Annotated in this window: 19 protein-coding genes and 2 pseudogenes; 10 read left to right on the top strand and 11 right to left on the bottom strand. The window is 62.1% G+C overall.

What is annotated here, in order from left to right; genetic code table 11:
• Positions 1-165 precede the first annotated feature (165 nt).
• The 5 genes and pseudogenes from IG197_RS33835 (at position 166) to IG197_RS33815 (ending at position 10,487) form a co-directional block, all read left to right on the top strand.
• Positions 166-2,313, top strand: coding sequence for a ParB/RepB/Spo0J family partition protein (locus IG197_RS33835; RefSeq protein WP_192321747.1), 2,148 nt, complete (start codon positions 166-168; stop codon positions 2,311-2,313).
• Positions 2,314-2,687: 374 nt separating this feature from the next.
• On the top strand, positions 2,688-7,037 hold the full coding sequence (locus IG197_RS33830; protein WP_192321745.1) for a strawberry notch family protein: 4,350 nt from the start codon (positions 2,688-2,690) through the stop codon (positions 7,035-7,037).
• A pseudogene (locus tag IG197_RS33825) lies at positions 7,037-8,075 on the top strand (toprim domain-containing protein). The gene IG197_RS33830 and the pseudogene IG197_RS33825 overlap by 1 nt, the downstream one beginning before the upstream one ends.
• Before the next feature lie 309 nt (positions 8,076-8,384).
• Positions 8,385-9,308 (top strand): DUF2493 domain-containing protein, encoded by a 924-nt coding sequence (locus tag IG197_RS33820; RefSeq protein ID WP_192321743.1) that lies wholly within the window; start codon positions 8,385-8,387, stop codon positions 9,306-9,308.
• An 852-nt stretch (positions 9,309-10,160) separates the two neighbouring features.
• A complete protein-coding gene (locus IG197_RS33815; protein ID WP_192321741.1) occupies positions 10,161-10,487 on the top strand; it encodes a DUF736 domain-containing protein in 327 nt (108 codons plus the stop codon).
• 100 nt (positions 10,488-10,587) lie between these two features.
• Here the strand turns inward: IG197_RS33815 and IG197_RS33810 are convergent, their stop codons facing one another.
• From IG197_RS33810 to traC, 4 genes are all read right to left on the bottom strand, one after another.
• A complete protein-coding gene (locus IG197_RS33810) occupies positions 10,588-10,809 on the bottom strand; it encodes a WGR domain-containing protein (RefSeq protein WP_312883710.1) in 222 nt (73 codons plus the stop codon).
• A gap of 271 nt (positions 10,810-11,080) precedes the next feature.
• Entirely contained in the window at positions 11,081-13,006 is a 1,926-nt protein-coding gene (traG, locus tag IG197_RS33805; protein WP_192321737.1) for a Ti-type conjugative transfer system protein TraG, read from the bottom strand.
• The gene (gene traD / locus IG197_RS33800; RefSeq protein ID WP_067968880.1) at positions 12,993-13,208 is read right to left on the bottom strand and encodes a type IV conjugative transfer system coupling protein TraD; all 216 of its coding nucleotides are present in this window, start codon (positions 13,206-13,208) and stop codon (positions 12,993-12,995) included. The genes traG and traD overlap by 14 nt, the downstream gene beginning before the upstream one ends.
• Before the next feature lie 4 nt (positions 13,209-13,212).
• Positions 13,213-13,509 (bottom strand): conjugal transfer protein TraC, encoded by a 297-nt coding sequence (traC, locus tag IG197_RS33795; RefSeq protein WP_067968883.1) that lies wholly within the window; start codon positions 13,507-13,509, stop codon positions 13,213-13,215.
• 254 nt (positions 13,510-13,763) lie between these two features.
• Between traC and traA the strand changes: the two genes are divergently transcribed.
• The 3 genes from traA to IG197_RS33780 are packed head-to-tail and all read left to right on the top strand — an operon-like array spanning position 13,764 to position 18,749.
• On the top strand, positions 13,764-17,066 hold the full coding sequence (traA, locus tag IG197_RS33790) for a Ti-type conjugative transfer relaxase TraA (RefSeq protein WP_192321735.1): 3,303 nt from the start codon (positions 13,764-13,766) through the stop codon (positions 17,064-17,066).
• Complete coding sequence (gene traF / locus IG197_RS33785; protein WP_192321734.1) at positions 17,063-17,593, top strand: conjugative transfer signal peptidase TraF; 531 nt, start codon at positions 17,063-17,065, stop codon at positions 17,591-17,593. Before traA ends, traF begins: the two co-directional genes overlap by 4 nt.
• Complete coding sequence (locus IG197_RS33780) at positions 17,514-18,749, top strand: conjugal transfer protein TraB (protein WP_192321732.1); 1,236 nt, start codon at positions 17,514-17,516, stop codon at positions 18,747-18,749. The genes traF and IG197_RS33780 overlap by 80 nt, the downstream gene beginning before the upstream one ends.
• A 198-nt stretch (positions 18,750-18,947) precedes the next feature.
• On the opposite strand, the gene IG197_RS33775 is transcribed toward IG197_RS33780, so the two are convergent.
• A complete protein-coding gene (locus IG197_RS33775; protein ID WP_246765543.1) occupies positions 18,948-19,091 on the bottom strand; it encodes a type II toxin-antitoxin system prevent-host-death family antitoxin in 144 nt (47 codons plus the stop codon).
• The gene (locus IG197_RS33770) at positions 19,092-19,184 is read right to left on the bottom strand and encodes a hypothetical protein (RefSeq protein WP_246765551.1); all 93 of its coding nucleotides are present in this window, start codon (positions 19,182-19,184) and stop codon (positions 19,092-19,094) included.
• Between the two features lie 445 nt (positions 19,185-19,629).
• On the opposite strand from IG197_RS33770, the gene IG197_RS33765 reads away from it, so the two are divergent.
• A complete protein-coding gene (locus IG197_RS33765; protein WP_210346939.1) occupies positions 19,630-20,049 on the top strand; it encodes a nuclear transport factor 2 family protein in 420 nt (139 codons plus the stop codon).
• Between the two features lie 259 nt (positions 20,050-20,308).
• On the opposite strand, the pseudogene IG197_RS33760 reads toward IG197_RS33765, so the two are convergent.
• The 5 genes and pseudogenes from IG197_RS33760 to IG197_RS33740 form a co-directional block, all read right to left on the bottom strand.
• Positions 20,309-20,626, bottom strand: a pseudogene (locus tag IG197_RS33760) (M24 family metallopeptidase); the annotation flags it as partial.
• A gap of 211 nt (positions 20,627-20,837) precedes the next feature.
• Positions 20,838-22,211, bottom strand: coding sequence for an ISNCY family transposase (locus tag IG197_RS33755; protein ID WP_192321726.1), 1,374 nt, complete (start codon positions 22,209-22,211; stop codon positions 20,838-20,840).
• Between the two features lie 120 nt (positions 22,212-22,331).
• A complete protein-coding gene (locus tag IG197_RS33750; protein ID WP_192320093.1) occupies positions 22,332-23,342 on the bottom strand; it encodes an IS30 family transposase in 1,011 nt (336 codons plus the stop codon).
• Between the two features lie 779 nt (positions 23,343-24,121).
• Entirely contained in the window at positions 24,122-24,553 is a 432-nt protein-coding gene (locus IG197_RS33745; RefSeq protein WP_192321724.1) for an Rrf2 family transcriptional regulator, read from the bottom strand.
• Between the two features lie 92 nt (positions 24,554-24,645).
• On the bottom strand, positions 24,646-25,074 hold the full coding sequence (locus IG197_RS33740; RefSeq protein WP_371746627.1) for a group III truncated hemoglobin: 429 nt from the start codon (positions 25,072-25,074) through the stop codon (positions 24,646-24,648).
• Between the two features lie 141 nt (positions 25,075-25,215).
• Here IG197_RS33740 and IG197_RS37030 point away from each other — a divergent pair, with 141 nt between their 5' ends.
• Positions 25,216-25,566, top strand: coding sequence for a DUF6522 family protein (locus tag IG197_RS37030; RefSeq protein ID WP_371746626.1), 351 nt, complete (start codon positions 25,216-25,218; stop codon positions 25,564-25,566).
• Positions 25,567-26,112 lie beyond the last annotated feature (546 nt).

Below are 26,112 nucleotides of genomic sequence, written 5' to 3'. Positions count from 1 at the left end.
AAGCCGGAGGTGCAGTTTTCCGTGTCTCCGGCTTTGCGCTTTCGTGCCTTTCCGTTCTTCGGTTCACGTTGCGCTGCCCTCCAGGAGTGAGAGGGCGGCGCTTCGCTTCGTGACGGGTTTGGGTTCGAGAGAGAGGCTCTCGGCGCCCGTCGCGGAGTAAGGAACATGGCAACTGCCGTTCAGAAGATCACTCTGTCGTCCTCGCGCGACATTCCCTTCAACAAGCTGGTGCTCAGCCAGTCGAACGTCCGCCGCGTGAAGGCCGGCGTCTCGATCGACCAGCTGGCCGAGTCGATCGCCCGTCGCGGCCTGATCCAGAGCCTTCATGTGCGTCCCGTTCTCGATGGTGAAGGTCAGGAAACCGGCATGTTCGAGGTGCCCGCCGGCGGCCGCCGCTATCGCGCGCTGGAAATGCTCGCCAAGCAGAAGCGGCTCAACAAGACCACCCCGGTCCCCTGCGTCGTGTCGGCCGCGAACGCCGGCATTCTCATCGACGAGATGTCGCTCGCCGAGAACATTGAGCGCGCACCACTTCATCCGCTCGACCAGTTCCGCGCCTTCCAGGCCATGCGCGACAAGGGCATGACCGAAGAGGCCATCGCCGCGGCCTTCTTCGTCGGCGTCAACGTGGTGAAGCAGCGCCTGCGCCTGGCGTCGGTCTCGCCGACCCTGCTGGACGTCTATGCCGATGACGGCATGACGCTCGAACAGCTCATGGCCTTCTGCGTGTCGCACGACCATGCTCGTCAGGAGCAAGTCTGGGAGACCGTCCGCAATAGCTGGCAGAAAGAGCCGTTTCAGATCCGGCGCATGCTGACCGAAACCACGGTCCGCGCCTCGGACAAGCGCGCGGTCTTCGTCGGCGTCGACGCTTATGAGGCGGCGGGCGGGACGGTTCTGCGCGACCTGTTCGAGTCCGACGATGGCGGCTGGCTCCAGGACGTCGGTCTTCTCGATCGCCTCGTCTCCGAAAAGCTGACGGCGATCGCCGACGAGATCGCGAGCCAGGGCTGGAAATGGGTCGAAGTCGCCGTCAGCATTCCCTACGGCGTCACCCATGGCCTCCGCGCGATCGAAGGCGTTCCGATTGACATCACCGCGGAAGAGCAGGCGACGCGCGACGCGCTGCAGGACGAGCTCGACCGCCTGGTGGCCGAACATGAGGACGCGGATGAGCTTCCGGCCGAAGTCGATGCCCGTCTTGGCGAGATCGAAGCGGCCATCGAAGCCCTAGACGATCGTCCCGTTCGCTACGACCCGGACGAGGTTGCCATCGCCGGCGTATTCGTCAGCATCGATGCCGACGGTTCGCTTTCCATCGATCGCGGCTACGTCCGCCTCGAAGACGAGCGACCGGTCGAGACCGTGGATGGCAACACGCAGGACGAAGAGGTCGATCCTGATACCGGCGAAATCCGCACGCCTGCCATCCAGCGCGCGGTCATCACGATCGGCGGCCAGCCCGTCCAGACCGAAGAGGAGGACGAGGATGACAGCATCAAGCCGCTGCCCGAACGCCTCGTCATCGAGCTGACCGCCCATCGCACACTCGCCCTGCGCAATGCCTTGGCGGAAAATCCCCACGTCGCGATGACGATGTTGCTGCACAAGCTGGTCAGCGACACCTTCCGCCACACCGCGCCGACCGGCTGCCTTGAGGCCCATGTCCGCCATATCTACTTCTCGGCCCAATCCGATGAGTTGAAGGACAGCCCCTCGGCGCAGGCGGTCAACGAACGCCATGAACGCTGGGGGGATCAAGTCCCCGCCGACGATCAAGCGCTGTGGGACTGGCTCATCCACCTGGATGATGGCACGCGCATGGACCTGCTGGCCCTCTGCGTCAGCTATGGCGTGAACGCGCTCTTCGAGCGTCCGAACCCGTATTCCGGCTCGGGCGTCAGCCAGCATGGCCTCGACGTGCGCCTGGCGCAGGCCGATCGGCTCGCACGCGCGACCGGGCTCGACATGGTGGCGACTGGCTGGAAGCCGACGGTCGGCAACTATCTCGGCCGCGTCACCAAGCCCCGCATCCTGGAAGCCGTCGGCCAAGGCGCCGGCGAGCGGGCAGCGCAGCTCATCGACCACCTGAAGAAGGGCGATATGGCCAAGGAAGCCGAACGCCTTCTGGCCGACACCGGCTGGCTGCCGGAGCCACTGCGGCTCGCGCCGCTCCATGGCGAGCAGCAGGTCGCGCCTGACCAGGGCGATGCGGGCGAAGACGTTGCCTTGCCGGACTTCCTTACTGCGGACGGTGACGGAGACGACGCAGCCGATGCCGAGGATGAGGACGTCCTCGCCGCCGCAGAATGACACGCATTCGCAGAGCGGTTTCGGCCGCTCTCCGCACCTTCTTACGGATATCCTCATGCCCATCCACCCTCGCGCCGTCGGTCGGCCCATCGTCTTCCAATTCCTTGTTCCCGTTCACGCCTAGATCGAAGACGATCAGTGACCTGCGTCGCCGTCGCCGTCATCGACCCCGACGCCCGTGCACGATCCGACTCCACGGTGTTGTCGGGAGGCGATCCAGCTATCTGAAGAAAAGCGCCAACCTCGTGGTCGGGCGCTTTTTTCATGTGCGATGCCTGAGAGCGAGAGGGCCGCCGGAATGAGATGAGTCCGGGCGGTTCGAGAGAGAGCGCTGGTTGGGCTTATCCGTTCCCGCTCTCTTCGAGGTTTCCACCATGAACATCATCTCTTCCGTGTCTGGTTCGCCGTCCACGCCGCTGCCACACGCCCCGGTGTCCACCAATCCTGCCGCGGCCATCCTATCGGCCGCCAATCTCCTTCTCCCGCATATCGAGCGTGGCGGCCGGATCGACGCCAAGGTTCTGCGCGGCGCCATGGAGAACGCCTTCGGCGCATCCGATGCCTCCGGTCTCTGGAACTGGAAAACCGCCTACGAGGCGTGCGAGGTCGCGACCGCCCTGTTTCTGCGCAAATACGGAAAGGCGCTGTTCCGCAAAGCCGCTTCTCCGGCTGCGCGCCTTTCCGTCCTGACCAGGGTCGTTGAGCTGCTGCCGACGCACACGCGCCGCTCCGAGGAATCGCAGGCCCTCCAGCAATTCTCGACGCCGCTGCCGCTCGGATTGGCCGCGGTGACGGCCGCTGCCATTTCCTCGACCGATCGCGTGCTCGAACCATCGGCCGGCACTGGCCTTCTCGCGATTCTCGCCCAGACAGCAGGCGGTTCGCTTATCCTGAACGAACTCGCGGAGACCCGCGCCGATCTGCTCGCCTCTTCCTTTCCGGGCCTTCCCATCGCCCGCTTCGACGCCGCCCAGATCGATGATCATCTCGATCGCGCCGCGATCCCGTCTGTCGTGCTGATGAACCCGCCATTTTCGGCGTTGGCGCATGTCGCCGGCCGCGTCGCCGACGCCGGGTTTCGCCATATCACGTCGGCGTTGAACCGGCTGGCGCCAGGCGGCCGTATGGTGGCTATCACCGGTGCCAATGTCGGGCCGGACCTGCCTGATTGGCGCGACGCCTTCGTCCGCCTGCAGGAGCGCGGCACGATCGTCTTCTCCGCCGCCATCGCCGGGGCTGTCTATGCCAGGCACGGCACAAGCTTCCCGACGCGGCTCACCGTCATCGACAAGCGGCCCGCCGACGACCCCGCTGTGTTCGCGGCTTCACCAGGCATGGCGCCGGACGTCGCCACGCTGCTCGCCTGGATCGAGACCCATGTCCCTCCGCGCCTGCCGGTCGAGTTGCCGGCGGCGATCGCCGCTCCGCTCGCCGCCGTGGCACCGACGACGGTGCGCGACTATCGCGCTCGCGCGGCCACCTCGCGCTCCATTGCCGCGGTCGCAGATCCCGAGGGGATCGAGCTTGCCTATGAGACCGCCGACTGGACGCCGCCCTGCGGCACGCGCCTGACCGACGCCATCTATGAGGAATTCGGATTGCAGTCGATCCGCATTCCCGGCGCTCAGGCCCACCCGACCAAGCTGGTGCAGTCCGCCGCCATGGCGAGCGTCGCGCCGCCCAAGCCGAACTATCGCCCGATGCTGCCGGCGAACATCCACGACCTCTTGTCCGACGCCCAGCTCGAAACCGTCATCTATGCTGGTCAAGCCCATGGCGAATATCTCGCCGGATCATGGACGATCGACGAAACCTTCGATCTCGTTCAGGCCGCGCCGGCTGACGCCACAAACGCCGTCCGCTTCCGCCGCGGCTTCATGCTCGGCGACGGCACCGGCGCCGGCAAAGGCCGCCAGTCGGCCGCGATCATCCTCGACAACTGGCTGCGCGGTCGCCGCAAGGCGGTGTGGATCTCCAAATCCGACAAGCTGATCGAGGACGCGCAGCGCGACTGGTCGGCGCTCGGCATGGAGCGCCTGCTGGTCACGCCGCTGTCGCGCTTCCCGCAGGGCAAGGCCATCACCCTGTCGGAAGGCGTCCTATTTGCAACCTACGCCACGCTGCGCTCCGACCACCGCGGCGAGAAGGTTTCGCGCGTGCGGCAGATCATCGAATGGTTGGGCTCCGACTTCGACGGAGTGATCATTTTCGACGAGAGCCACGCGATGCAGAATGCCGGCGGCGGCAAGGGAGAACGGGGCGATGTCGCTCCATCGCAGCAAGGCCGCGCCGGCCTGCGACTTCAGCACGCCTTGGCGAATGCCCGCGTCGTCTATGTCTCCGCCACCGGTGCCACGACCGTCCACAATCTCGCCTATGCCCAGCGGCTCGGCCTCTGGGGCGGCGAGGATTTTCCCTTCGCCACGCGGGCCGAGTTCGTCGAGGCGATCGAGGATGGCGGTGTCGCCGCGATGGAGGTGCTGGCCCGCGATTTGCGCGCGCTCGGCCTCTACACCGCCCGGTCGCTCTCCTACGACGGTGTCGAATATGAGCTGGTCGAGCACGCGCTGACCGATGAGCAGCGTCGCATCTATGACGCCTATGCCGGCGCGTTCGCCATCATCCACAATCATCTCGACGCAGCGATGGAGGCCGCCAACATCACCGGCTCGACGGGGGCGTTGAATCGGCAGGCGAAGTCGGCTGCCCGCTCGGCCTTCGAATCCGCGAAGCAACGCTTCTTCGGCCATCTGCTGACCTCGATGAAGACGCCGACCCTGATCCGCTCGATCGAGCGCGATCTGGAGGCCGGACACGCGGCTGTGGTGCAGATCGTTTCGACCGGTGAGGCTCTCATGGAACGTCGCCTGGCCGAGATCCCGACCGAGGAATGGAACGACGTTCGCGTCGATATCACGCCGCGCGAATATGTGCTCGATTATCTCGCCCATTCCTTTCCGTTGCAGCTCTACGAGCCCTTCACCGACGGCGAGGGCAATCTGTCGTCGCGTCCGGTCTATCGCGATGGCCAGCCCGTCGAGAGCCGCGAAGCCGTCGCGCGCCGCGACGAACTGGTCGAACGCCTCGCATCGATGCCGCCCGTGCCGGGGGCGCTCGACCAGATCGTACAGCGCTTCGGCACAGACATGGTGGCCGAGGTGACGGGCCGCTCGCGGCGCATCGTTCGCAAGTCGGGTGCCGACTCCAAGGGCAGCCGCCTCGCAGTCGAGACCCGCGCGCCGTCGGCGAACCTCGCCGAGGTCGCCGCCTTCATGGACGACCTGAAACGCATCCTCGTCTTCAGCGATGCCGGTGGAACCGGCCGCAGCTATCATGCTGAGCTGTCCGCTAAAAATCAGCGGCTGCGCGTGCACTATCTGCTCGAGCCGGGCTGGAAGGCCGACGCCGCCATCCAGGGCCTCGGCCGCACCAACCGGACCAATCAGGCGCAGCCGCCGCTCTTCCGCCCGATCGCGACCGACGTGAAGGCGGAAAAACGCTTCCTCAGCACGATCGCGCGGCGGCTCGATACGCTCGGCGCCATCACGCGTGGACAGCGCCAGACCGGCGGTCAGGGCCTGTTCCGACCGGAGGACAATCTCGAATCCTGCTACGCCCGCGACGCGCTGCGCCAGCTCTACCTGCTGATCGTGCGCGGTAAGATCGAAGGCTGCTCGCTCGAGCGCTTCGAGTCCGCCACCGTCCTGAAGCTGATGGACGACAATGGCATCAAGGACGAGCTGCCGCCGATCACCACCTTCCTGAACCGGCTGCTCGCGCTCACCATCGAGCTTCAGGGCATTTTGTTCACGGCCTTCGAGCAGCTTCTTGATGCGAAAGTAACCGGCGCCATCGCCAGCGGCGTCTATGACATCGGGCTGGAGACGCTGACGGCGGAAAGCTTCATCGTCACCGACCGGACCTCCATCTACACCCATCCGGCGACCGGCGCGCAAACTCGGCTGCTCACCATCACGGAGCGGCGGCGCAACCGGCCGATGACGCTGGACGATGCGCTTCGCTACGCCGAAAGCGATGGCGGCACGCTGCTCGTCAACGGCAAGTCCGGCCGCGCGGCCGTGCAAGTTCCGGCTCAATCACTGATGCTGGACGATGGCGAGATCGAACGCCGCGTGCGGCTGATACGCCCCATGGAGCATCATCATGCTTCGCTGAAGATGATGGCCGACAGCCATTGGGAGAACGTTGACCGCGCCACCTTCGTCGCTGAGTGGAATCGCGAGGTCACCGAGGTGCCCACCTACTCGGAAAGCACCATCCACATCGTCGCCGGACTTCTCCTGCCGGTCTGGAAGCGCCTGCCGAACGAGTCGACGCGGGTCTATCGCCTTCAGACCGATGACGGCGAGCGCATCATCGGTCGCGTCGTCTCTCCGGCCTGGGCCGCAAACGCTGCGCCCACGGGTTCAGCTAGCCTTTCGCCCGACGCTGCCTATGCCGCGCTGATTGATGGGCGGACGATCCTCGATCTGGCTGAAGGGCTCCAGCTCCGCCGCGTCCGCGTGATGGGCGCCAACCGCATCGAACTCTCCGGCTTCACCGAGGCCATGCGGGATCGCTTGCGGGCCTATGGCCTGTTCACGGAAATCATTACCTGGAAGCTGCGATTCTTCGTGCCGATCCATGCCTCCGGACCATCGGTCATCGGCAAACTGTTCGACACCTATCCGGTCGAGCGCATCGGCGAACGGGAGGCGGCATAATGGCTCGCCGCGACGCTTCCGATCTTGCATCCCGTCTCGGCCGGCAGGCCGAGGCGGTGTGTCGGCATTATCTCAGTGCGGGCCGCCGACAGGGCAACTATTGGCAGGTTGGCGATGTCCGCAACACGCCGGGCCGTTCCATGTTCGTGCGCCTCAAGGACACCGTCAAAGGCCCTGCCGGCAAATGGACCGACGCCGCGACGGGCGAGCATGGCGATCTGCTCGATGTGATCCGTGAATCGCTGGGTCTTGTCGATTTCGCCGACGTCGCCGAAGAGGCCCGTCAGTTTCTCAGCCTGCCGCCTGCCGATCCCGAGCCGCAGCCGAAGCAGCACGATCGAACGTGCCCGTCGGGCTCAGCGGAGGCAGCACGCCGGCTGGTCGCCATGTGTCGGCCGATTGGCGGCACGCTCGTAGAAGCGTATTTACGCGGTCGCGGAATTACGGCTTTGCAAGGAACTGGAAACCTGCGTTTCCATGCGCGTTGCTACTATCGACCCGACGAGTACAGTCCGACCGAGACCTGGCCGGCAATGATCGGCATTGTCACCGATATCTCCGACAGGATCACTGGCGCGCATCGGACCTGGCTCACCCCCGATGGCTCCGGCAAGGCGCCGATCGACATCCAGCGTAAGGCAATGGGCGACCTTCTTGGGCACGCGGTCCGCTTCGGGCTCTCCGGCGAGGTGATGGCGGCAGGCGAAGGCATCGAAAGCGTCCTCTCCGCCCGCCAGGTCATGCCCGGCATGTCAGCCGCCGCCGCCCTTTCCGCAGCACATCTCGCCGCCTTTCAGTTCCACGACACCTTGCGTCGGCTCTATGTCGTCCGCGATAACGATCATGCTGGTGACGGAGCGCGAAACACCCTGATCGAACGGGCGAAGGCGGTCGGGATCGACGCAATTGCCCTGTCGCCTATGCTTGAGGATTTTCAACGAGGATCTCCGTGCATTCGGCCGGGGGGCATTGATGGCGCACATCCGGGTGCAGCTCGCACCGCAGGACGTCGCGCGCTTCATGCTGCTGGCGGCGTAGATCGGGGGCTTAAGCGGCGGCGCGCCGCTGCCATCATGCTCGCATGGATGCGCGACCCTTTGGAGAGGACCGCGCCTCGGCCTTCGAGAGGGCGATCGGCCCACAGGCGGCCCGGACAGGCAATGCCTGCGGCCGACTATTTTCCGGCGGCCCTGCGGGCCTTTCCATCGCGAGCCAAAATAGCCGGCCTCCGGCATCCTCCGCTGTCGCTCCGTCCCGGCGCTCGGCGCCCGGTGCAAGTCCGCTCCGTCCGTGGGCTCTGTCGCCATGAAGGCCGCGACGGTCGCGGTCCAGCCAAAGGAGCATTCCATGCGCGAGCGCGACGACTACGAACCCCATCACGAATCCTCGCCCACCGACCACGTCCTCCATGAATTGCAGCTTAATGGCTACCGCCCCTTCGCCGACGAGCCCGACCAGCGTCTTCTGCCCGACGGCAATCAGGTCGCAGGCGCGATTGCCGACATCTTCGACGCCCTGATCTCCAGCCTGGAGGACACCCGTCTCGAACCCGACCTCGACGATCTCCTCTGGTCTACCGTCAATGTCTTCCACCGCGCCACCGAACGGATCGCCCGCGAACTCGACGACAACGAGCAGGCACAGAAGCGCTCGCAGCGGCAACAGGACGGCAGCGAGGTGAAATCGGTCGAACTCGAGCGCCAGATCGCAGAGGGCAAGACGCTCATCGAACGGCAGAGCGCTTTCGAGCTGATGCGCGACCAGGCAGCCGAACACTATGAACGCCAGATCGGCAAGACTTGGCTCCCTCGAACAGGTTCAAAGGTCAACCATCGCACTCTTACCTCCTCGATGATAGATAGCCGCGACTTCCTCATGGCCAGGCAAAGGGCAGAGCAGGCAATCCTCCTTCCTCCCGGCCCGAAGATCGTCGTGACTGGCGGACTCGAATTCAACGATCATAGGCTGATCTGGGCCAAGCTTGATCAGGTCCACGCAAAGCACCCCGACATGGTGTTGGTTCACGGCAAATCCCCGAAGGGAGCCGAAAAGATTGCCGCGCTCTGGGCCAATAATCGCAATGTGCCCCAGATCGGCTTTGCGCCCGACTGGACGAAGCATGGCCGCGCTGCGCCTTTCAAGCGAAACGACGAGATGTTGGACATCATGCCTAAGGGCGTGATGCACTTCCCCGGCACCGGCATCAACGACAACCTTGCCGACAAGGCGAAGAAGCTCGGCATCCCCGTCTGGAAATTCGGCGGCGCGTAAGCGTCGCTATCTTCCACTCTCACTTATGCGTAAGGCCGACCGTGTCCTCGACTTGTTCCCAGGTGAATGTAGCCTGTTCTGTAAGTCCGCGGATGGCTTGGCCGCGCTCGGCTGCTGCGTCACCCACTGGCATTGCGAAACACCCTAGTTGCCTCGCGTTCTCGATCAACGGCGTGGTTGCGGTCGCTATTGCTGCTTTCCTGAGGCTCGGTGGAATGGCAGGCGACGACCAATCCGACCGGTGTCTGGGCTTGATGTCGCGGCACGACGCGGCGGACCTTGCATAGCGATTGGACCGTCCTGTCCTGAGAGGCACGGGTGAGGTGCGGCAGGTAGCTTCATCGTTGAATGGGCCAGCGACTGCAGCCGCGCGGTGTTCGTAGGCACCGGCACGTCGTCTCAGGCCGCCCGAGCAAAACGGGAGCGGGGCGGCGCTTTCCGTGGGGGCGGCGCAGGTACGTAAGGCAGACGGCAGAGCCAGGAGTAAATTGAGATTTGCGGAAAGGTCATTTTCGCTGGTTTCAGGTGTAAATGGTCGCCAGCCTCGGTCATCCGTTCAGCGAGCGCTCCAAACGGCCTCTCCATGGGCTGATCTGGCCGAAGGACGGCTAACGCCTCGACCGCCTATGCCGCAACTGCGCGTCTCGACTTTCTTCCCCTGCCGGCACCCACCCCATGCAGCGAGCTGCATCGGGACCCCGGGATGGCCGTCATTCCTCGCGAAACAAGAAACTCGATCCTGCGCCGTCCTCCGCTTTGCTGCGGTCGCAAGCGATGCGTCGTCAGTCGCCTCCGGCCTATCGATCGCCATCGAGGCCGCATGGTGCGGTCTCGGGAAAACGGAGAAATACCATGGCGACCATTGGCACCTTCAAAAAGACCGCCGACAACGAGCTCACCGGCGAAATCTTCACTCTCAGCCTCCAGGTCAAAGGCGTGCGCATCGTCCCCGATCAGCGCGCCACCGGCGAGAACGCCCCCAGCCACCGCGTTCTGGTCGGTCGCGCCGAGATCGGCGCCGCCTGGTCCAAGACCTCCAATGAGGGCCGCGACTATCTGGGCCTCAAGCTCGACGATCCGAGCTTCAACGCCCCGATCTACGCGAACCTCTTCAACGACGAGGAAGGCGAAGCCTTCTCCCTCATCTGGTCCCGCCCGAACGGCCGGCGGGGCGACTGAGCCCAACCAGGGTCCCGGCCGCATCGGTCGGGACCTCCCCTCCACTGGCGGCGTCCCGCTAGCCGGCTCCGGGCAACGGAATGCGAAGCCGCAGACTGTTTCACCTTGTGCAACTGCTGCTCTTTCTCCCGGCACTTGGATTTCCGTATCCCCGTCGCCTCTTCATGTGCTCCAGACACCTCATGGCTCGATTTGCCTGGTCGGGCTCATCGAAGGTTTCGATCATGGCTTGTCCGTTGGTTCCAATCCGCCCCCAGGTCCGAATGACCGATACGCCGCCAAAAAGATTGGGCTGGAGGGTTAGACTGTAGAACCGGCGCATGTTCAGGGCCGGGTCGATGCGGTGCAGATGAACGTTGTCTGGGGGGGGGCGCATAGCCGAGAGTCTCTGTGTGAACGCGCGGCGTGTCCAACAACATGTTTGAATCGATCCATCTTGATCGATTCATTACGGTGATACGTTTTCAATGCGAAATGCTGGCCACTCTGTTCCCGTGCACCACCACGACAGCGAGACATGAGGACGGTGTTCTATCCACGAAAGACGCAGCTGAGACGGACAGGTACAGGCAAGTGCCGGTCAGACGTACTAATCACGCTTCGTCCTCGTTCAAGTGAAATCTGTTTTGGCGGACACAACCTGTCATGTCATCGCGCCGGAACCAGACTGCGCGTCCGCATCGGAGCGGGGGATTGCCGGCGGTAAATACAATCTGCTCATCCGAGCGCATGCGCATGACCTCGTCGGGCAGGATTAGTGGTCGCCGGTATAATTGCTTGGATCGTGACCGCGACGATCCTGACGTCTGGCTGGTGCGGCTGACCTGGTCGACCTCGACAGTGGTGTCGCCGCAGCGCCTTGAGATGTAGTCGGCGGTGTCAGGATCGTTGATCGCCGCAAAGCTTATCCAGGACGCGCTCTCGAACCATTTGCTCGTCGCGTCCCGGCCGCCATAGGCCTCGCGCATCTGTCCGATCGACTGAAAGATCATGATGAGCGTCAGGCCGTATTTGCGCCCCGCATCGCGCGCTGTTTCGAGTATGCTGAGATAACCGAGCCGGGCGACCTCATCGAGCACGAATAGTGTCTTTGCTGCGACAGCACCTTTTCGATTGTAGATTGCGTTCATAAGAGCACCGATGATGACACGGGCAAGGCCGGGATGTGCTCCCAGAACCTTGAGGTCGAGCGCGATGAAGAGGTCGGTGCCACCGTTCGCCAGGTCATCGGTTGTGAATGCCTCGCCCGACACCAGCGCCGCATAATTCGGATAGGAGAGCCAGTGGGTCTCCTTTACGGCGTTAGCGTAGACGCCGGAAAATGTCTCCGGGGTCATGTTCACGAACACCGCGACGTTCTCTTTCACAAACGCGGATGCCGACTGCTGATGTATTTGCGTGAGACGTTCTCGCAGTTTCGGCTCGGGCTCGGAAAGGTTTGAGCGCACTTGCCTGAGGGTCTGGTCTTTGGGGCCTGTATGTCCTGACAGACAGACATCGGCGATGAGCGCAGTCAGAAGCTGCAGCGCGGAGGCGCGGAAAAAATCATCTCGCGCGGAGGTTTGTCGTGCGTTGTCGGTCATGACCCAGGTCGCGACCGCGACAATGTCCTCTTCCTTCGTGCTGCCAAAGCGACCGATCCAGTCAAGGGCGTTGAAGCCAATCGTGGCTTCGGCGGGATCGAGAACCACAACATTGCGGCCCGCTCTGCGGCGATGTGCGATCACCATCGGCGCAACCTCCGACGACGGATCAAGCACCACCAAGCTGCCTGCCCATTTGAGGGCCGTGGGGATCGTTACCGACGTTGTCTTGAAGCCGCCTGAGCCGGCAAAAACCATGCCATGACACGAACCGAAAGATCCGTCGAAGCAGAGCAGCGGTGAGCGCCCACCTGCGCCCCAGCTCTCCTTGCTGTAGGCGCGAAATGCCATTGCAGAGACGCTGTCGCGATCGACGCGATATCGCTCTCCAACTACGATCCCGCCAGTGTCGGGAAAGAGCCGTTGGGCTACCTGCATGCTCATCCACTCGGCTTCGCCATGCACCGCTCGCTTGCCGCGAATACGGCGCGGCGCTCCTCTCGCGAATGCTGCATTGCCTATCACTGCGACGCGAAACCCAAAGAGGCCGCTGAAAAGAGCAACAAGCACGCCGAGTATGGAGGCCGGATCGGCATAGAAGAGCGCCGACTGTCCGACCGGCAGGTGACCCGTGAGCATGGAAAGCCTCATCGTTTCACGAACCATTGCGATGAGAATCGCCACAGTGCTTCCCGTCACCACGCCCCAGCCCGCGGCCTTGATGTTTGCTGCACCTGCTGCTGCGAACAGGAAAATGATGCCAACTGTTGCCGACAGAATGCAAGGCAAGGCGAGGACGCCATGGCCGAGTATCAGGCGAGCGCCATCGTTCATTCCGAACGCTGCCAGCCAATCACCAGCGCCCGTTGAGCCGAACAGACTTGCGATCATCAGTGTTGCGGGCGTGACGGCAAGCAAAAGCTTACTGGCCGTCATGACCGAATGCCTCCGCACCAATCTGTGCCAGCCTGGATCGTTCGGTTTCGTCTTCTTGCAGCCGTCGGCGCCCATCTAGCAGCAAGCCAAGCAACAGCGCCCGCTTCTCGTAGCGGAGCCCTGCCTTCACGATCAGGCCACCCAGCTCGATGTTCTCGCGCGTGTCCTTCTTGCGGGCTTCCGATGTGGCAAACCGCGACATGCGTTCAAGCCTCGCCGCCGCCGCCCGCAGCCGGGACAGCCGTGACCTTGGCGGCTGATGGGCGATCTGACCTGCCAGCTCCATCTTCCGGTTTCTTGGACGGCTTTTCGTTGCCGTGGCGAAACCGGCCGGCCAATTCCTCGAACCTCGCAAGCAACTCGCCATCTTCGATGTCGATCTCACCGAGCCCGGCCTTAAGTGCTATCCTCCCGATGCGCTCAGCCTCGCGCGTTTCAGCTTGCCGTAGTTGCTCCTGCAGGCGGGCGATCTCGTCCCTGATCTTCGATGATGGCCTTTTCATTCCGGTAGCCTCTTCCCTTGTCTGGATTGAGCGAAACGCCAGGTCAGGATCAACGGGGAGGATGCGAAGCACATCCCCGTTTATTGCGCAGTCGGCGATGCCGACACATTGGATGATGATCCCGCCGTTCCGAAGGAGCGGTCCAAGGGCGCAATTATACGTCGCTGACGCGACGCCTTGCTCAACGGCCTGCCCAGCAGCCGCTCCTGACGAACGCATGAGTGTCCGTTCGCTGTCCAGGAGCAATCTCTGCCGTGGCTGTCCCGCATTTCTCCGTCAGCATTGTCAGCCGCGGTGACGGCCGCAGCGTGGTGCTGTCGGCCGCCTATCGCCATTGCGCCAAGATGGAGTACGAACGCGAAGCGCGCTCGGTTGACTACACACGCAAGCAGGGGCTGCTCCATGAGGCGTTTTCCGTGCCACCCGATGCGCCGCAATGGCTGCGCAGCCTGATTGCCGACTGTTCGGTGGCAGGGGCTTCGGAAGCCTTCTGGAACAAGGTCGAGGCCTTCGAGAAACGCTCGGATGCCCAGCTTGCCAAGGACATCACCATTGCCTTGCCGCTGGAGCTTTCTGCCGAGCAGAACATCGCGCTGGTGCGGGATTTCGTCGAACGACGCATTCTCGCCAGGGGCATGGTTGCGGACTGGGTCTATCATGATGCGCCTGGCAATCCGCATGTCCATCTGATGATGACCCTGCGACCACTGACCGAGGACGGGTTTGGGTCCAAGAAGGTTGCTGTCATGGGTGAGAATGGCGAGGTGCTGCGCACCAAGACCGGCAAGATCGTCTATGAGCTTTGGGCCGGCGGGATCGACGACTTCACGGCCCTGCGCGATGCCTGGTTCGAGATCCAGAACCAGCATCTGGCACTTGGCGGGATCGATCTCCGTGTCGATGGTCGCTCTTATGCCGAGCGTGGCATCGACCTCGTGCCAACCACCCATATCGGTGTTGGCGCCAAGGCGATCCAGCGCAAGTCAGCGCGGGAAGGCCATGAGATGTCGCTCGAGCGGATCGAACTGCTCGAGGCGAGGCGCAAGGAGAATGCGAGCCGGATCCTGAAGCGACCCGAGATTGTGCTCGATATCGTCTCTTCGGAGAAAAGCGTCTTCGATGAACGCGACATCGCAAAGATCCTGCATCGCTATGTCGACGATGCCGTCACGTTCCAGCAGTTGATGGTGCGCATTCTGCAGAGCCCGGAGGCGTTGCGCATCGAGCGCGACGGCATCGACCTTGCGACGGGAGCGAAGATCCGTTCCCGCTACACGACGCGTGAACTGATCCGCATCGAAGCGAAGATGGCGAAGCAATCGCTGTGGCTGTCACAACGCACATCACATGGCGTCCGGCAGAAGGTGCTGGACAGTGTGCTGGCGCGTCATGCGCAGCTGTCGCAGGAGCAGCGTGTCGCCATCGAACATGTGGTGGACGAGGCACGCATCGCTGCTGTCGTCGGTCGTGCAGGCGCGGGCAAGACCACGATGATGAAGGCAGCACGCGAGGTCTGGGAACTGGCGGGTTATCGTGTTGTCGGTGCTGCCCTTGCCGGCAAGGCAGCGGAGGGTCTCGAGAAGGAAGCAGGCATTGTCAGCCGCACGCTGGCATCCTGGGAGCTGCGCTGGAAGCAGGGCAGGGACCTGCTCGACAAAAGCACGGTGTTTGTTGTCGACGAGGCGGGCATGGTTGCCTCGAAGCAGATGGCACTTGTCGTCGAAGCAGCAACCTTGGCCGGTGCAAAGCTGGCGCTGGTCGGTGATCCCGAGCAACTCCAGCCGATTGAAGCAGGAGCTGCGTTTCGGGCCATCGTCGACCGCATCGGTTACGCCGAACTCGAGACCATCTACCGCCAGCGCGAAGAATGGATGCGGGCCGCTTCTCTTGATCTGGCGCGTGGCCACGTCGCACAGGCGATCCATGCTTATGGCGAGCACGGCAGAGTGCGTGGGTCAGAGCTCAAGGCGCAGGCGATCGACAGTCTGATCGGCGACTGGAACAGTGACTACGATCCGACCAAGACTACACTCATCCTGGCCCATCTTCGGCGTGACGTGCGCGCACTCAACAGCCTGGCGCGCGCAAGGCTCGTCGAGCGGGGGATCGTCGGCGTGGGACATGACTTCCGCACTGATGACGGTCTTCGTCAGTTCGACGCTGGTGACCAGATCGTCTTCCTCAAGAACGAGACGTCGCTCGGGGTGAAGAACGGCATGATCGGGCGTGTCGTCGAGGCGGCACCAAACCGGATCGTTGCGGCCATCGGCGAGGGTGAGCATCGCCGGCTGGTCACAGTCGAGCAGCGCTTCTATCCCAACATCGATCATGGCTATGCGACCACGATCCACAAGTCCCAGGGCGCGACCGTCGACCGGGTCAAGGTGCTGGCTTCGCTCTCGCTGGATCGGCATCTGACCTATGTCGCAATGACCCGCCACCGGGAGGACATGGCACTCTATTACGGGCGTCGTTCCTTCGCCAAAGTGGGCGGGCTTGAGACAATCCTATCTCGAACGAACGCCAAGGAAACCACGCTCGATTACGAGCGTGGCACCCTCTACCGGCAGGCCCTGCGCTTTGCCGAGAACCGTGGGCTGCACATATCGCGTGTTGCGCGCACGCTCGTTCGCGACCGGCTCGACTGGATGCTGCGCCAGAAGGAGCGGCTTACCGACCTGGTGCAACGGTTCCGTGTCCACGGCGAGCGACTTGGCCTGTTGCAAAGCCCGACAACGCAAATCCGCAACAGGGCCGAACCGATGGTCGCCGGTGTCACGGTGTTTGCCAGGTCGCTGGCTGATGTCGTCGAGGAAAGGCTTCTCGCCGATCCGGCCCTTGCCAAGCAGTGGGAGGAGATGTCCACACGCTTCCGCTATGTCTTTGCCGATCCGGAGGCCGCTTTCCGGGCGATGGACTTCAATGCGCTTCTGACGAACCACAAGGCTGCGCAACGCACACTTGCTCAGCTCGTCAGCGAGCCGGCATCGCTCGGAGCATTCAAAGGGCGAACGGGCCTTCTCGCGTCAAAAGCTGACAAGGAGGCGCGCCGTGTTGCCGAGGTCAATGTGCCGGCACTGAAGCGCGACATCGAGCGCTATCTGCAGATGCGCACGGTTGCTGCCGAAAGGATCGAAAAGGAGGAGCAGGCACATCGTCACCGACTGTCGATCGAAATCCCGGCGCTGTCGCCGGCCGCCAGGTCAGTGCTGGAAACGATCCGCGAGGCGATCGACCGCAACGATCTGCCAGCTGCTCTCGCCCATATCCGCGACAATCGCGAGGTGAGGCTGGAGATCGATGGCTTCAACCGTGCCATTGCTGAACGACTCGGCGAGCGGACGTTGCTCGGTAACGCCGCGCGTGTGGCATCGGGTGCTCACTTTGACAAGGCCGCGGAGGGCCTTCGAGCTGGCGAGCGAGAGAAGCTACGTGACGCATGGCCTTTGATGCGTGTCGCCCAGCAGATCGCTGCTCATGAGCGGACAACGCAGGCATTGACGCAGGTCGCGCAGTTAAGAATGGCGCAGCGCCAGGGATTGGCGTGGAAGCTATGAAACGCAGGCGCATCGCAAACGTTCTCGGCATGGCTGCCGTCAGCGCCACAATCCTTGCCATGATCGGCTGGGTCGGCGGCTACAGGCTCAACCTGACATCAAGCGCGGCAATCGGCCTTTGGCGCATCGAGGCGACGGAACGCTCCGTGGCCGTTGGCGATACGGTCTTCATTTGCCCTCCTACGACCTCCATGTTCATGCAGGCGTTCGGTCGGGGCTATCTCCGTGGCGGACTTTGTCCGGGTGGGCTGGCCCCGCTACTCAAGACCATCGTGGCCGTTGCCGGCCAGCGCGTCTGGATCGGCGACGATGTCATCATCGATGGCAGGCCGCTTGCTGCCTCGCGCATCCGTCACAGGGACGGTCAGGGCAGGGCGCTTGCCCCCTTTTCCGGAGGCACCGTGCCGCCTGGCTACCTGTTCCTGCACTCATCCTCAGAGAGCTCATATGACTCCCGATATTTCGGGCCGATCCCCGCCACCGGCCTTCTCGGTCGGGCTCGCCCGGTCTTCACCTTTCGTCCCTGATTATGTCCGCGGCATCACGCTGACAGCGACTGCCGCTTTAGTCGGCTGCGTTGCCTGGAGCGGCGATCCGTTGAGCTTGCCACTTGCTTTCGCCTTTCCAGCTCTATGGACCTGGTCGCCATCCCGCCTGATCGCGGCTCTGGTATCGCTAGGATATTTCCTCGCAGCCTCCCGTGGCTTGCCGCAGGGCGTTGCCACCTATTACGCATCCGATCTTTGGCCTGGTCTGTTGCTTTGGATCGTCGCATCGCTCTCTTTCGTCGGCGTGCATACGGCGATGTGGACTGGGCAGCGGGGGAATGCGAGGTCGCTGCGCTATCTGGCGGCGGCGGTGCTTTTGGGGCTGCCGCCCTTCGGTATCATTGGCTGGGCACATCCGTTGACCGCGGCGGGCGTTCTGTTTCCGGGGTGGGGATGGTGGGGCCTCACCGGGGCCGCCGCCAGCTTGGCGATGATGACATCGCGATTCTGGCCAGCTGCGGCCATCGTCCTGGGGGCTTTCTGGTTATCGTCCGCCGCAACATGGACGCCTCCCGCCCCACCGAATGGGTGGAAGGGCGTCGATCTCGAACTGGGACAAAGCTTGGGGCGAGACGGCTCGCTCGAACGTCACCGTGACCTGATCAATATGGTTCGGCGGGAAGCGGGTGAGGAAGGGCGCGTCGTTGTTCTTCCCGAAAGCGCGCTCGGCTTCTGGACCCCTACCTTGGAGAAGCTTTGGCGCGCGGGGCTGGAAGGAAGCGAAGTCTCTGTCATCGCCGGAGCGACAATTGTCGATGCGCAAGCATACGACAATGTCATGGTTGCGATTTCGGCCGACGGGGCGCGCGTCCTCTATCGCCAGCGCATGCCGCTTCCGGTCTCCATGTGGCAGCCCTGGCTTGCATGGACCGACCAAGGCGGCGGAGCGCGGGGGAACTTCTTCGCCAATCCTGCGGTCGAGCTGGGCGGTTATCGGATTGCGTCGCTTATCTGCTACGAGCAGCTCATCCTCTGGCCCGTCCTACAGTCCATGATTTATGCGCCCGAGATTGTCGTCGCCACCGGCAATGGCTGGTGGACGGGTGGCACGTCAATCGTCGCCATTCAGAGGGCCAGCGCCGCTTCATGGGCCCGGCTATTCGACGTTCCCCTTATCACCGCCTTTAATCTTTGATCGCTGCAGCAACCCTCTTGATCTTCCGGTGACATTTCACTGAAAGTACATTGGTCGAAATACAATAGTAAGATCATTGCTACTAACGGCAGATATAGGGCCGCGATGCACGGCGGATTGATCGGGGCGGCTATGACATTGGTGTCAAGCAGCCAACCCTTCAAAGCTCTACACCGGGGCCATGATCGGCCTTTCGTGTCAGATTAAGCGCTCCGAGACGAAAGGTGCCCGACGCTTCTCCGGAGCGCCGGCTCCAAATTCTTCGACGCTGATTATCACAACTGCATCTTCACCGCGACCAGTCACGCGCTGCGGTCCGTCTTCGTATGCATGCCGCACCATTCACTGCAATGTCTGGCCGCCGTCGGCGAGCAGCGTCTGGCCGGTGATCCAGCTGCTGAGTGGCGAGGCGAGGAGCCAGATGACCCGTGTGATGTCCTCCGGCGCGCCGAAGCGACCAAAAGGGAAACTCGCCTCTGCGTCCTGACGTAAAGTTCCGGGTTTTCAACCTGGCATTTGTCTCGCCAACTGCCAGGAAGTTCCAGGGAGCTAGGCGCAAAGGCGTAGTCGGAACTGCCAATAGCTTGCCACCCGACCTACAATCCGACGGTTCCACAGATGAGCGCGGTCGGGGGCGACGCTGCAAGCCGGAACGGCCTCGATGCAAGCTTTCGTCGGATCAAATGTAGCTTGACGCTCCAGGAGCAGGTGGTCCGCCTCATCCGCGGCTTCGTATGACCACATGAAGTTGTCCCCGTTTCTCCGACGGCGTTTACCCGCCAGTATGCGGCGGACCTCGAGCCCGTTGGTCGCGTCTCGGGGGGCTGGAACTTTCTCCTCCTCTTTGCGTAGTTCCTGCATCCATCGCAGGAGATGAATGATGACCCATTCCGAAAAACAAGAGATCATTGATCTGGAGCAGAAATTCTGGCGCACGATAGTGGACAAGGATGTCGAGGGCTCCGTGGCTATGCTCGCTGAGGAATCTATTGTCGCCGGCGCTCAAGGGACTGCATTGCTCAGGCATGACGACTATCGTGGCATGGCTAGGCAGGGCGAAAGCCTCTGGCAGCTGAAGTCCTTCCAGTTCGACGATGTGAAGGTCATGTTTCCTTCCAAGGACGTTGCCGTCATTGCTTACACGGTGACTGAAGAGATGGAGGTTGAGGGTAAAGCTCTGACCTTGAAGGCAGCCGATGCTACCACCTGGATCCGTGATGATGGTTCGTGGCTTGCCGCATTGCATACTGAATCGGTGCTTGGTGATCCATTCGGCCGGGATCGCATCAGGGCTTCGTGAACTGGCGTGGGGCTAGAGCCAGCGGACAGCTTGGTAAGTACTCATCGGCACCACGCACGCTGGTTATGTCCTTGGAAAGTGACGAGGTGAGGAATACGCAGGCTACAGCGGGTGTCGTCGGTTGGGCTAGGAGCGTCATCGCCTGGGCGCTAAGTCATTGACGGCATGCTCCGTTAGGGCTGCTTTCCCCTCGACCACCTGTCTACGTCCTATCGACTGGCATTGGTTTTGCGTCGCAGCGATGCGTTGGCCGAAAAGATCAAATATCGAGCATGCACAATTGCCGGTCGAGCGACGTCAAAAGCCTGGTGCCATTGTCGCCGAGGACAACCGTGTCTTCCACCATCATGCCCTGTCCGTTCAACTGGTAGAACGGGGTCTCCACGCAAAGCACCATTCCGCTCTCCAGACGCGTGGTGCTTTCGGGGCTAAGGGTAGGAAACTCATGGGGTTCAAGGCCAATGCCATGACCGCAATGATGTCGCCTGTAGGTGGGAAGACCGGATGCCCGAACGGCCTCAAGCGCTATTGTGTATGCCTGTCCGGCCGTCATGCCGACTGTCGCATCTCTAACCGGCTCATGTGTCGCATCTCTAAAATGGCGCTACACCAATTGTGGCGGCCAGGTTGAAATGTCCGCATTGGCGCAAAGTAGAAATGTCACTTCAGGCTGCCACACGGCACGACAATCAGCCCCGCTCTGACCGGCTGGTCCGGGTTGCAAGGGCAGAGCGGGGCGCGTGAGGGCTACCTCTTCGGCTTTAGCTTTGAGACTTTGCGATGACGGATCATTCCGCAGCATCAAGTCGGGAAAGAGCCTTCTCGCGTCGCGCGATCACCACTGGATCTTTCATGAAATCCCTCCGCTTGCCCGGCTTGCGACCCCGCGGTTTGTAGCCATTCTTCTCGCTGTTGGTCTTCACCTTCGGCGCCGGCCGCTCGTCCTGGCGCTCCTTGATGTAGGCCAGCACATCGGAAAGCCGCTTGTTCTCGGTGATCGCCGCATGCGTCACCCGCTGATCCTTGTCGAACACCCGGTAGGGCAGGGAATGCCCCTTCCAGCGCACATCCAGCTGGCCGTCGGCATAGGCGTAGGTCTCGACATAGCGCCCGACCAGTCCGCGCGTCACCTCGTTCTCGTCCAGCATGATCCGCTGGCGCTCGTAGGAGAAGGTCAGTTGCGTGCCGACATAGCGCTGCTCACGTTTGCACAGGACGTCGCGCAGCCGATCCGGCGCGAGGCTCAGCGACCGATGCAGATCATCAGGTCGGGCAGGAGTAATGGCAAACTGCCGGTTATAGCCCTCCATGAACCGAGGCAGGAAAGCGTTGCCGTCGTCCATCCCGCAGATGCCCTCCAGGCGCAGATCCTTAATCAAACGGTCCTGTAGCGTCCGGTTCATCCGTTCGACCCGTCCCTTGGCCTGACTGGAATTTGCGCAAAGATTCTCGATGTTTAGCTCGCAAAGTGCCCGCCCGAACTGGGTCATGCCCTGGCCGCCCTTGGCATCCTTCTTCGCCACCCGGAACACCGAATGCTTGTCGGAATAGAAGGCGACCGGAGCACCATGCGCCTTCAGATAGACCGCGAGCGCCTCGAAATAGCTGAACGCACTTTCCGAGCGTACAAAGCGCAACTGCATCAGCTTGCCGGTCGCATCATCGATGAACACCAGCAATGAACATGGGGCACCGCGATCCTCGAACCAACGATGCTCGGATCCATCGATTTGCACCAGTTCACCGTAGGCCTCGCGCCGCAACCGCGGCTGATGAAACGTCCGGCGCTGCTTGCGCGACAGCCACAGACCGGCCTCCGACATCCATTGGCGCAAGGTCTCGCGTGACACCGTCAGCCCGTCGCGCTCGGCCAGCTTCTCGGCGGCCAGCGTCGGACCGAAATCGACATAGCGCTCGCGCACGATCGCCACGGCATAGTCGCGCACGCCGTCACAAATCCGGTTGTTCGAGGGCCGGCCGATCGCCTTGTGCCGGATCGATGCCGCACCATCCGTCCGGATCCGCTCCAACAGCCGGCGAACCTGACGCGTGCTCAAGCCCAGGACATGCGAAGCCGAAACCATCGTCATGCGGCCGTCGACCACCTTCGACAAAACCTCGATCCGCTGCAGATCGCGTTCGCTCATCGCAATCAATCCCATCCGCAATCTCCTTGGCGTCAGTCAGACGCAAGGAGTGTGACATTCCAACTTTGCGGAAACAGGACATTCTAACTTTGCGGTGTGAGTTCTCGTCGAAGCGCGACTTCGCAGCGGCTCAGGTTAGCCTGACGTTCTCGGCGCCGTCATCATCTTTTGCCGGAACACTTCAGCGGGCGTCTTGAAGCCGAGGCATTTGCGCGGCGTCGTGTTGAGTTGGTGGCAGATGCCCTTCAGGTCGCTGTCGTTGACCGACAGTGGATCGAGATCTCGCGGCAGCCATTTTCGGGCCCTGCGATTGGTGTTTTCGACCGACCCTTTCTGCCACGGTGACTGTGGGTCGCAGAACCAGGTTTGCACGCCGAGCCCGGCCTGGAGATACGGCCAGTCGGTGAATTCGGTGCCGCGATCAAAGGTGATCGAACGCCGCGCGCCATGGGGAAGGGCGCTCAACGTATCGATCAGCCCGTCCATGATTGGCTTCGACTGCCGGTCGTTGTTGCGCAGGAACACCGTAAATCGGCTGACCCGTTCAACCAATGATGTGATGTTGGCCTTGCCGAACTTCTTGCGGAACTGCAGCAGGTCGCACTCCCAGTGGCCAAGCTGCTTGCGCTCCCGGACGATGTCCGGGCGGTGCAGAATGCTGAGTTCTGGGCTGAATCTTCGGCCGTGACGTCGCCGCACATGGCGTGGCCGGCGCCGCGCCCGACGCTCGGGCAGATAATGCCAAAGCTTCATCTCCTGGCCGTCGCTCGAATAGGCAAAGCGGTAGATCGTCTCGTGGCAGACCCGCGTCGGGCTTCTCTCGAGGTGCAGCCGGCCGGCGATCTGCTCTGGCGACCAGCCATGCTTGATCCGCTCGATGATCGCCGATCGCAGGCGCGGGAAACGCACCAGCTTGCGATATCGGCTACGGCGCTCCTTGGCCTTGCTGTCGGCAGCGACACAGAAGTAGCCGGTCAGATCCGGCATCTCCGCGTCCTCGAAGACATTCCTGCGCAGCTCACGGAAAATCGTCGAACGATGTCGGCCGAGTTTCTCGGCGATCACATCGACACTGACCCCGGCTTGACGCCAGCGGGCGATCTTGCGCCGCTCATCGAGATCAATCTGCGAGTAGGTGCGTTTCATCTGCGGTTCCTTGCGTGCGATAACCCATTGGTATCGCTGCAAAGTCGCACTTCAAGGTAGAACCCACCCGGCTACACCAATTTGCCGCGTAACAGGAATTATGGAACAAGCATGCCTTTCAGAAGCGCTGATTAGCAGCGTTTCTGTTGTTCCTAGTCGTCTCGGCAAGTTGGCTGCCAGATCGGCGTGTCCGCATCCGCCGTCAATTGACGCGCGTCAGTGGCCGCCTGCTATGTCCATTCAGACGCGTCAAGCAGTTTGCTTATCCCGCTGACGGATAAGGCATTTCGATCGTCATACCGTCATAGGCCTGCTCGGCATGCGCCGGCGTGGCAGCCTCCCGCGCGGTTCGTGAGGCAATCCACATGCTGACCGGCCGCTGGCACCGTCGTCGCGCGTGACAAAACCCACTCGATTGCTTCAAACCCAGTTAGGCCATTGATCTAGCTGGTTTTTTTCTTGTCCGCAGCGTCGAAAGCCGACCTGTGGGCCGTCAAAAATGCTACGGTGTTGTTTTTAAAGGGACATTCACGCACAAATATTTTTGTGTTGTTTCGGTAGCTATCGAGGTCAATTGCCTCGCAGGACCTATTTTTCGGCGGCTGGTTGCCGCTCCGCTTCCACCGGAGGCTTTCGCCGGCTGAGCGAGGCCCGTCCAGTGGCCCAGAGCCAGCATGCGCTGGGCACCAGAGGGGGCGACACGCACTTCACTGACCTAAATGAGCGGCACCGATACGTTGTCGTCATAGCTGAAAATCAACGGCTTCCCCATGTGCTCTCTAGGCGCCGGAAGCGCCAACGAAGAAATCCTGACGCGCCAGGGCGATGTCGGCCAGCGTGTAGCGATCCAGCGTGCACTGGAACGATGAGAGTGCGTCACGCAGCATGCCGGAAAGCTTGCAGCACCCTGTGATCGTGCATTGGTTGCCCGTAGCAAAGCACTCGACTAGTGCAAAGTCCGGCTCGGTCAACCGGATCACGTCACCGATGCGGATTTCTTCTGGTCGGCGACCGAGTGTCAGCCCCCCCGACCTGCCGCGGACCGCAACAAGATACCCGGCCCGGGTGAGCGTATTAGCCACCTTGTTGAGGAGCGTCTTCGACACACCGAAGGCGCGCGCCGTCTCTTCGATCGTGAACAACCGATCCCCGGCGGACGCCGCGAACATCAGCATGCGCAGCGTATAGTCGGAAAAATTTGTCAGCCACATTTCGCTCCAACCTTTGCCACATGCCCGCCCTGCCGACCGCCTCGGCACGTCACAGGCTGTCGGGTGTGATCGGTTCCACCGTCAACGTGTTTTCACCGCGGTTGTAGGCGAGCGCAAGCCGAAAGGAATGCGCGATACGCAATGCCCGATCCATGAATAGCGCCGCAATCTCCGGCGGGCACAGCTTGTCGACGATGGAGCGAAACAAACCCAGCCATCGCCGGAAATGCTGCTCGCCCAAGATCCGGAAGCGCCAGATGCGGCGGCAGCGGGCGACCCTCATAGCTCGCGGTTCGCAGCATGAGCGACGACCAGAAGTCGCACATTTTCGCAAGATGCCGTGGCCAGTCATGCGGAGCAATGGCGCCGTTGAACACTGGTCCGAGTAGGGCATCCTTGCGGATCTCGTCGTAGAACCCATGAACCACGGCGTGGATCATCTGCTCGTCCAATTGCCCGGGCAGCACTCGGCCGTCGATGACGATGGTCGGCTTTTCCTTTGTGCCTGCACTCATATCCATGTGTCACCCCGGCCCGGCTGAATCTGCCCTTGTCGTCCGAATTTGATGTGATGCGAACATGCTTCAACATGCGAAATAAAACATATATCGGCAATATATCTTTATGCTAGACACTGGCGGTGCGGCGATGAGGAAGACCACATGAGGCTCGAGCTTAACCAGACCGGATCCTACGTCTTGGAACCCCAGAGGCTTTCGGTGGAAGCGAACGAACTGCGCCGCCGCATGCGCCTCGCCCTCGTGAACGGCATAGTCGAGCGCGGCGTCGACGGCGACGAAGGTCGCATTCGCCTGACTGTGCGCAGTGCGACTCGGTTTGGTGCGGCATTGTCGACGCAGACAACTGCCTTGTCAGCGAAGAGTCCCTCGACCTCAGGCATTCTTCAATCCGGCAGGCTAGCCAGACTCGGAAATTGCGGCAGTGCGCAGTTGGCAGTGCCAGATCAAAGTCAGTTCACGAAGAACCCCCGCCAACAGGGAATAGCACCATGAACGATAATCACTCGGGAAGTACCCTTGTGCCGATGCTAGTCGGTGGCTTAGTGCTTGTGACCGTAGGCTACATGGTGATCATGATGTTCGTGTGAGCAGAGTCACTCGACAATGCGGAATTCCGCATAGCTCGAGCAATGAGCATAGCACCTCGCCTGGAAGCAGACTCAGCCGCCTGCCGCCGGACCCATGTTCCTCGGGCGTAATGAATCAATCGACGGGGCTAACCGCAGCGCTGCTCGCCTACGCGACTAAACAACCTCGATGAACATTGAATATCTCGTAGGCCTCCGCGGTACGAATCCTGTGCTCGACCAAAGCTCCTTGGCCCGGCACGCCAAATTGAGCGGGTCATCCAACTGCAGCAATACACCGTCTCCCATTGCTCTGTGGGGTTGGCTTCGGAAGCCACGTCTTTCCAACGTCTGTAACGTGCCATGTTGCCTGGGAAGTTGATCTAGAAAGCTAGCTAAAGCGCGCCAGGGAGGAATTCAACAAGAAGATGTTACCGAGTTCTTCGACCCTTCTGAGACACCTGACCCGCTG

Source organism: Aminobacter sp. SR38, from assembly GCF_014843375.1.
Lineage (GTDB): Bacteria > Pseudomonadota > Alphaproteobacteria > Rhizobiales > Rhizobiaceae > Aminobacter > Aminobacter ciceronei.
The sequence above is the reverse complement of the archived record's forward strand: the minus strand, read 5'-3'. Positions and strand labels throughout refer to the sequence as shown.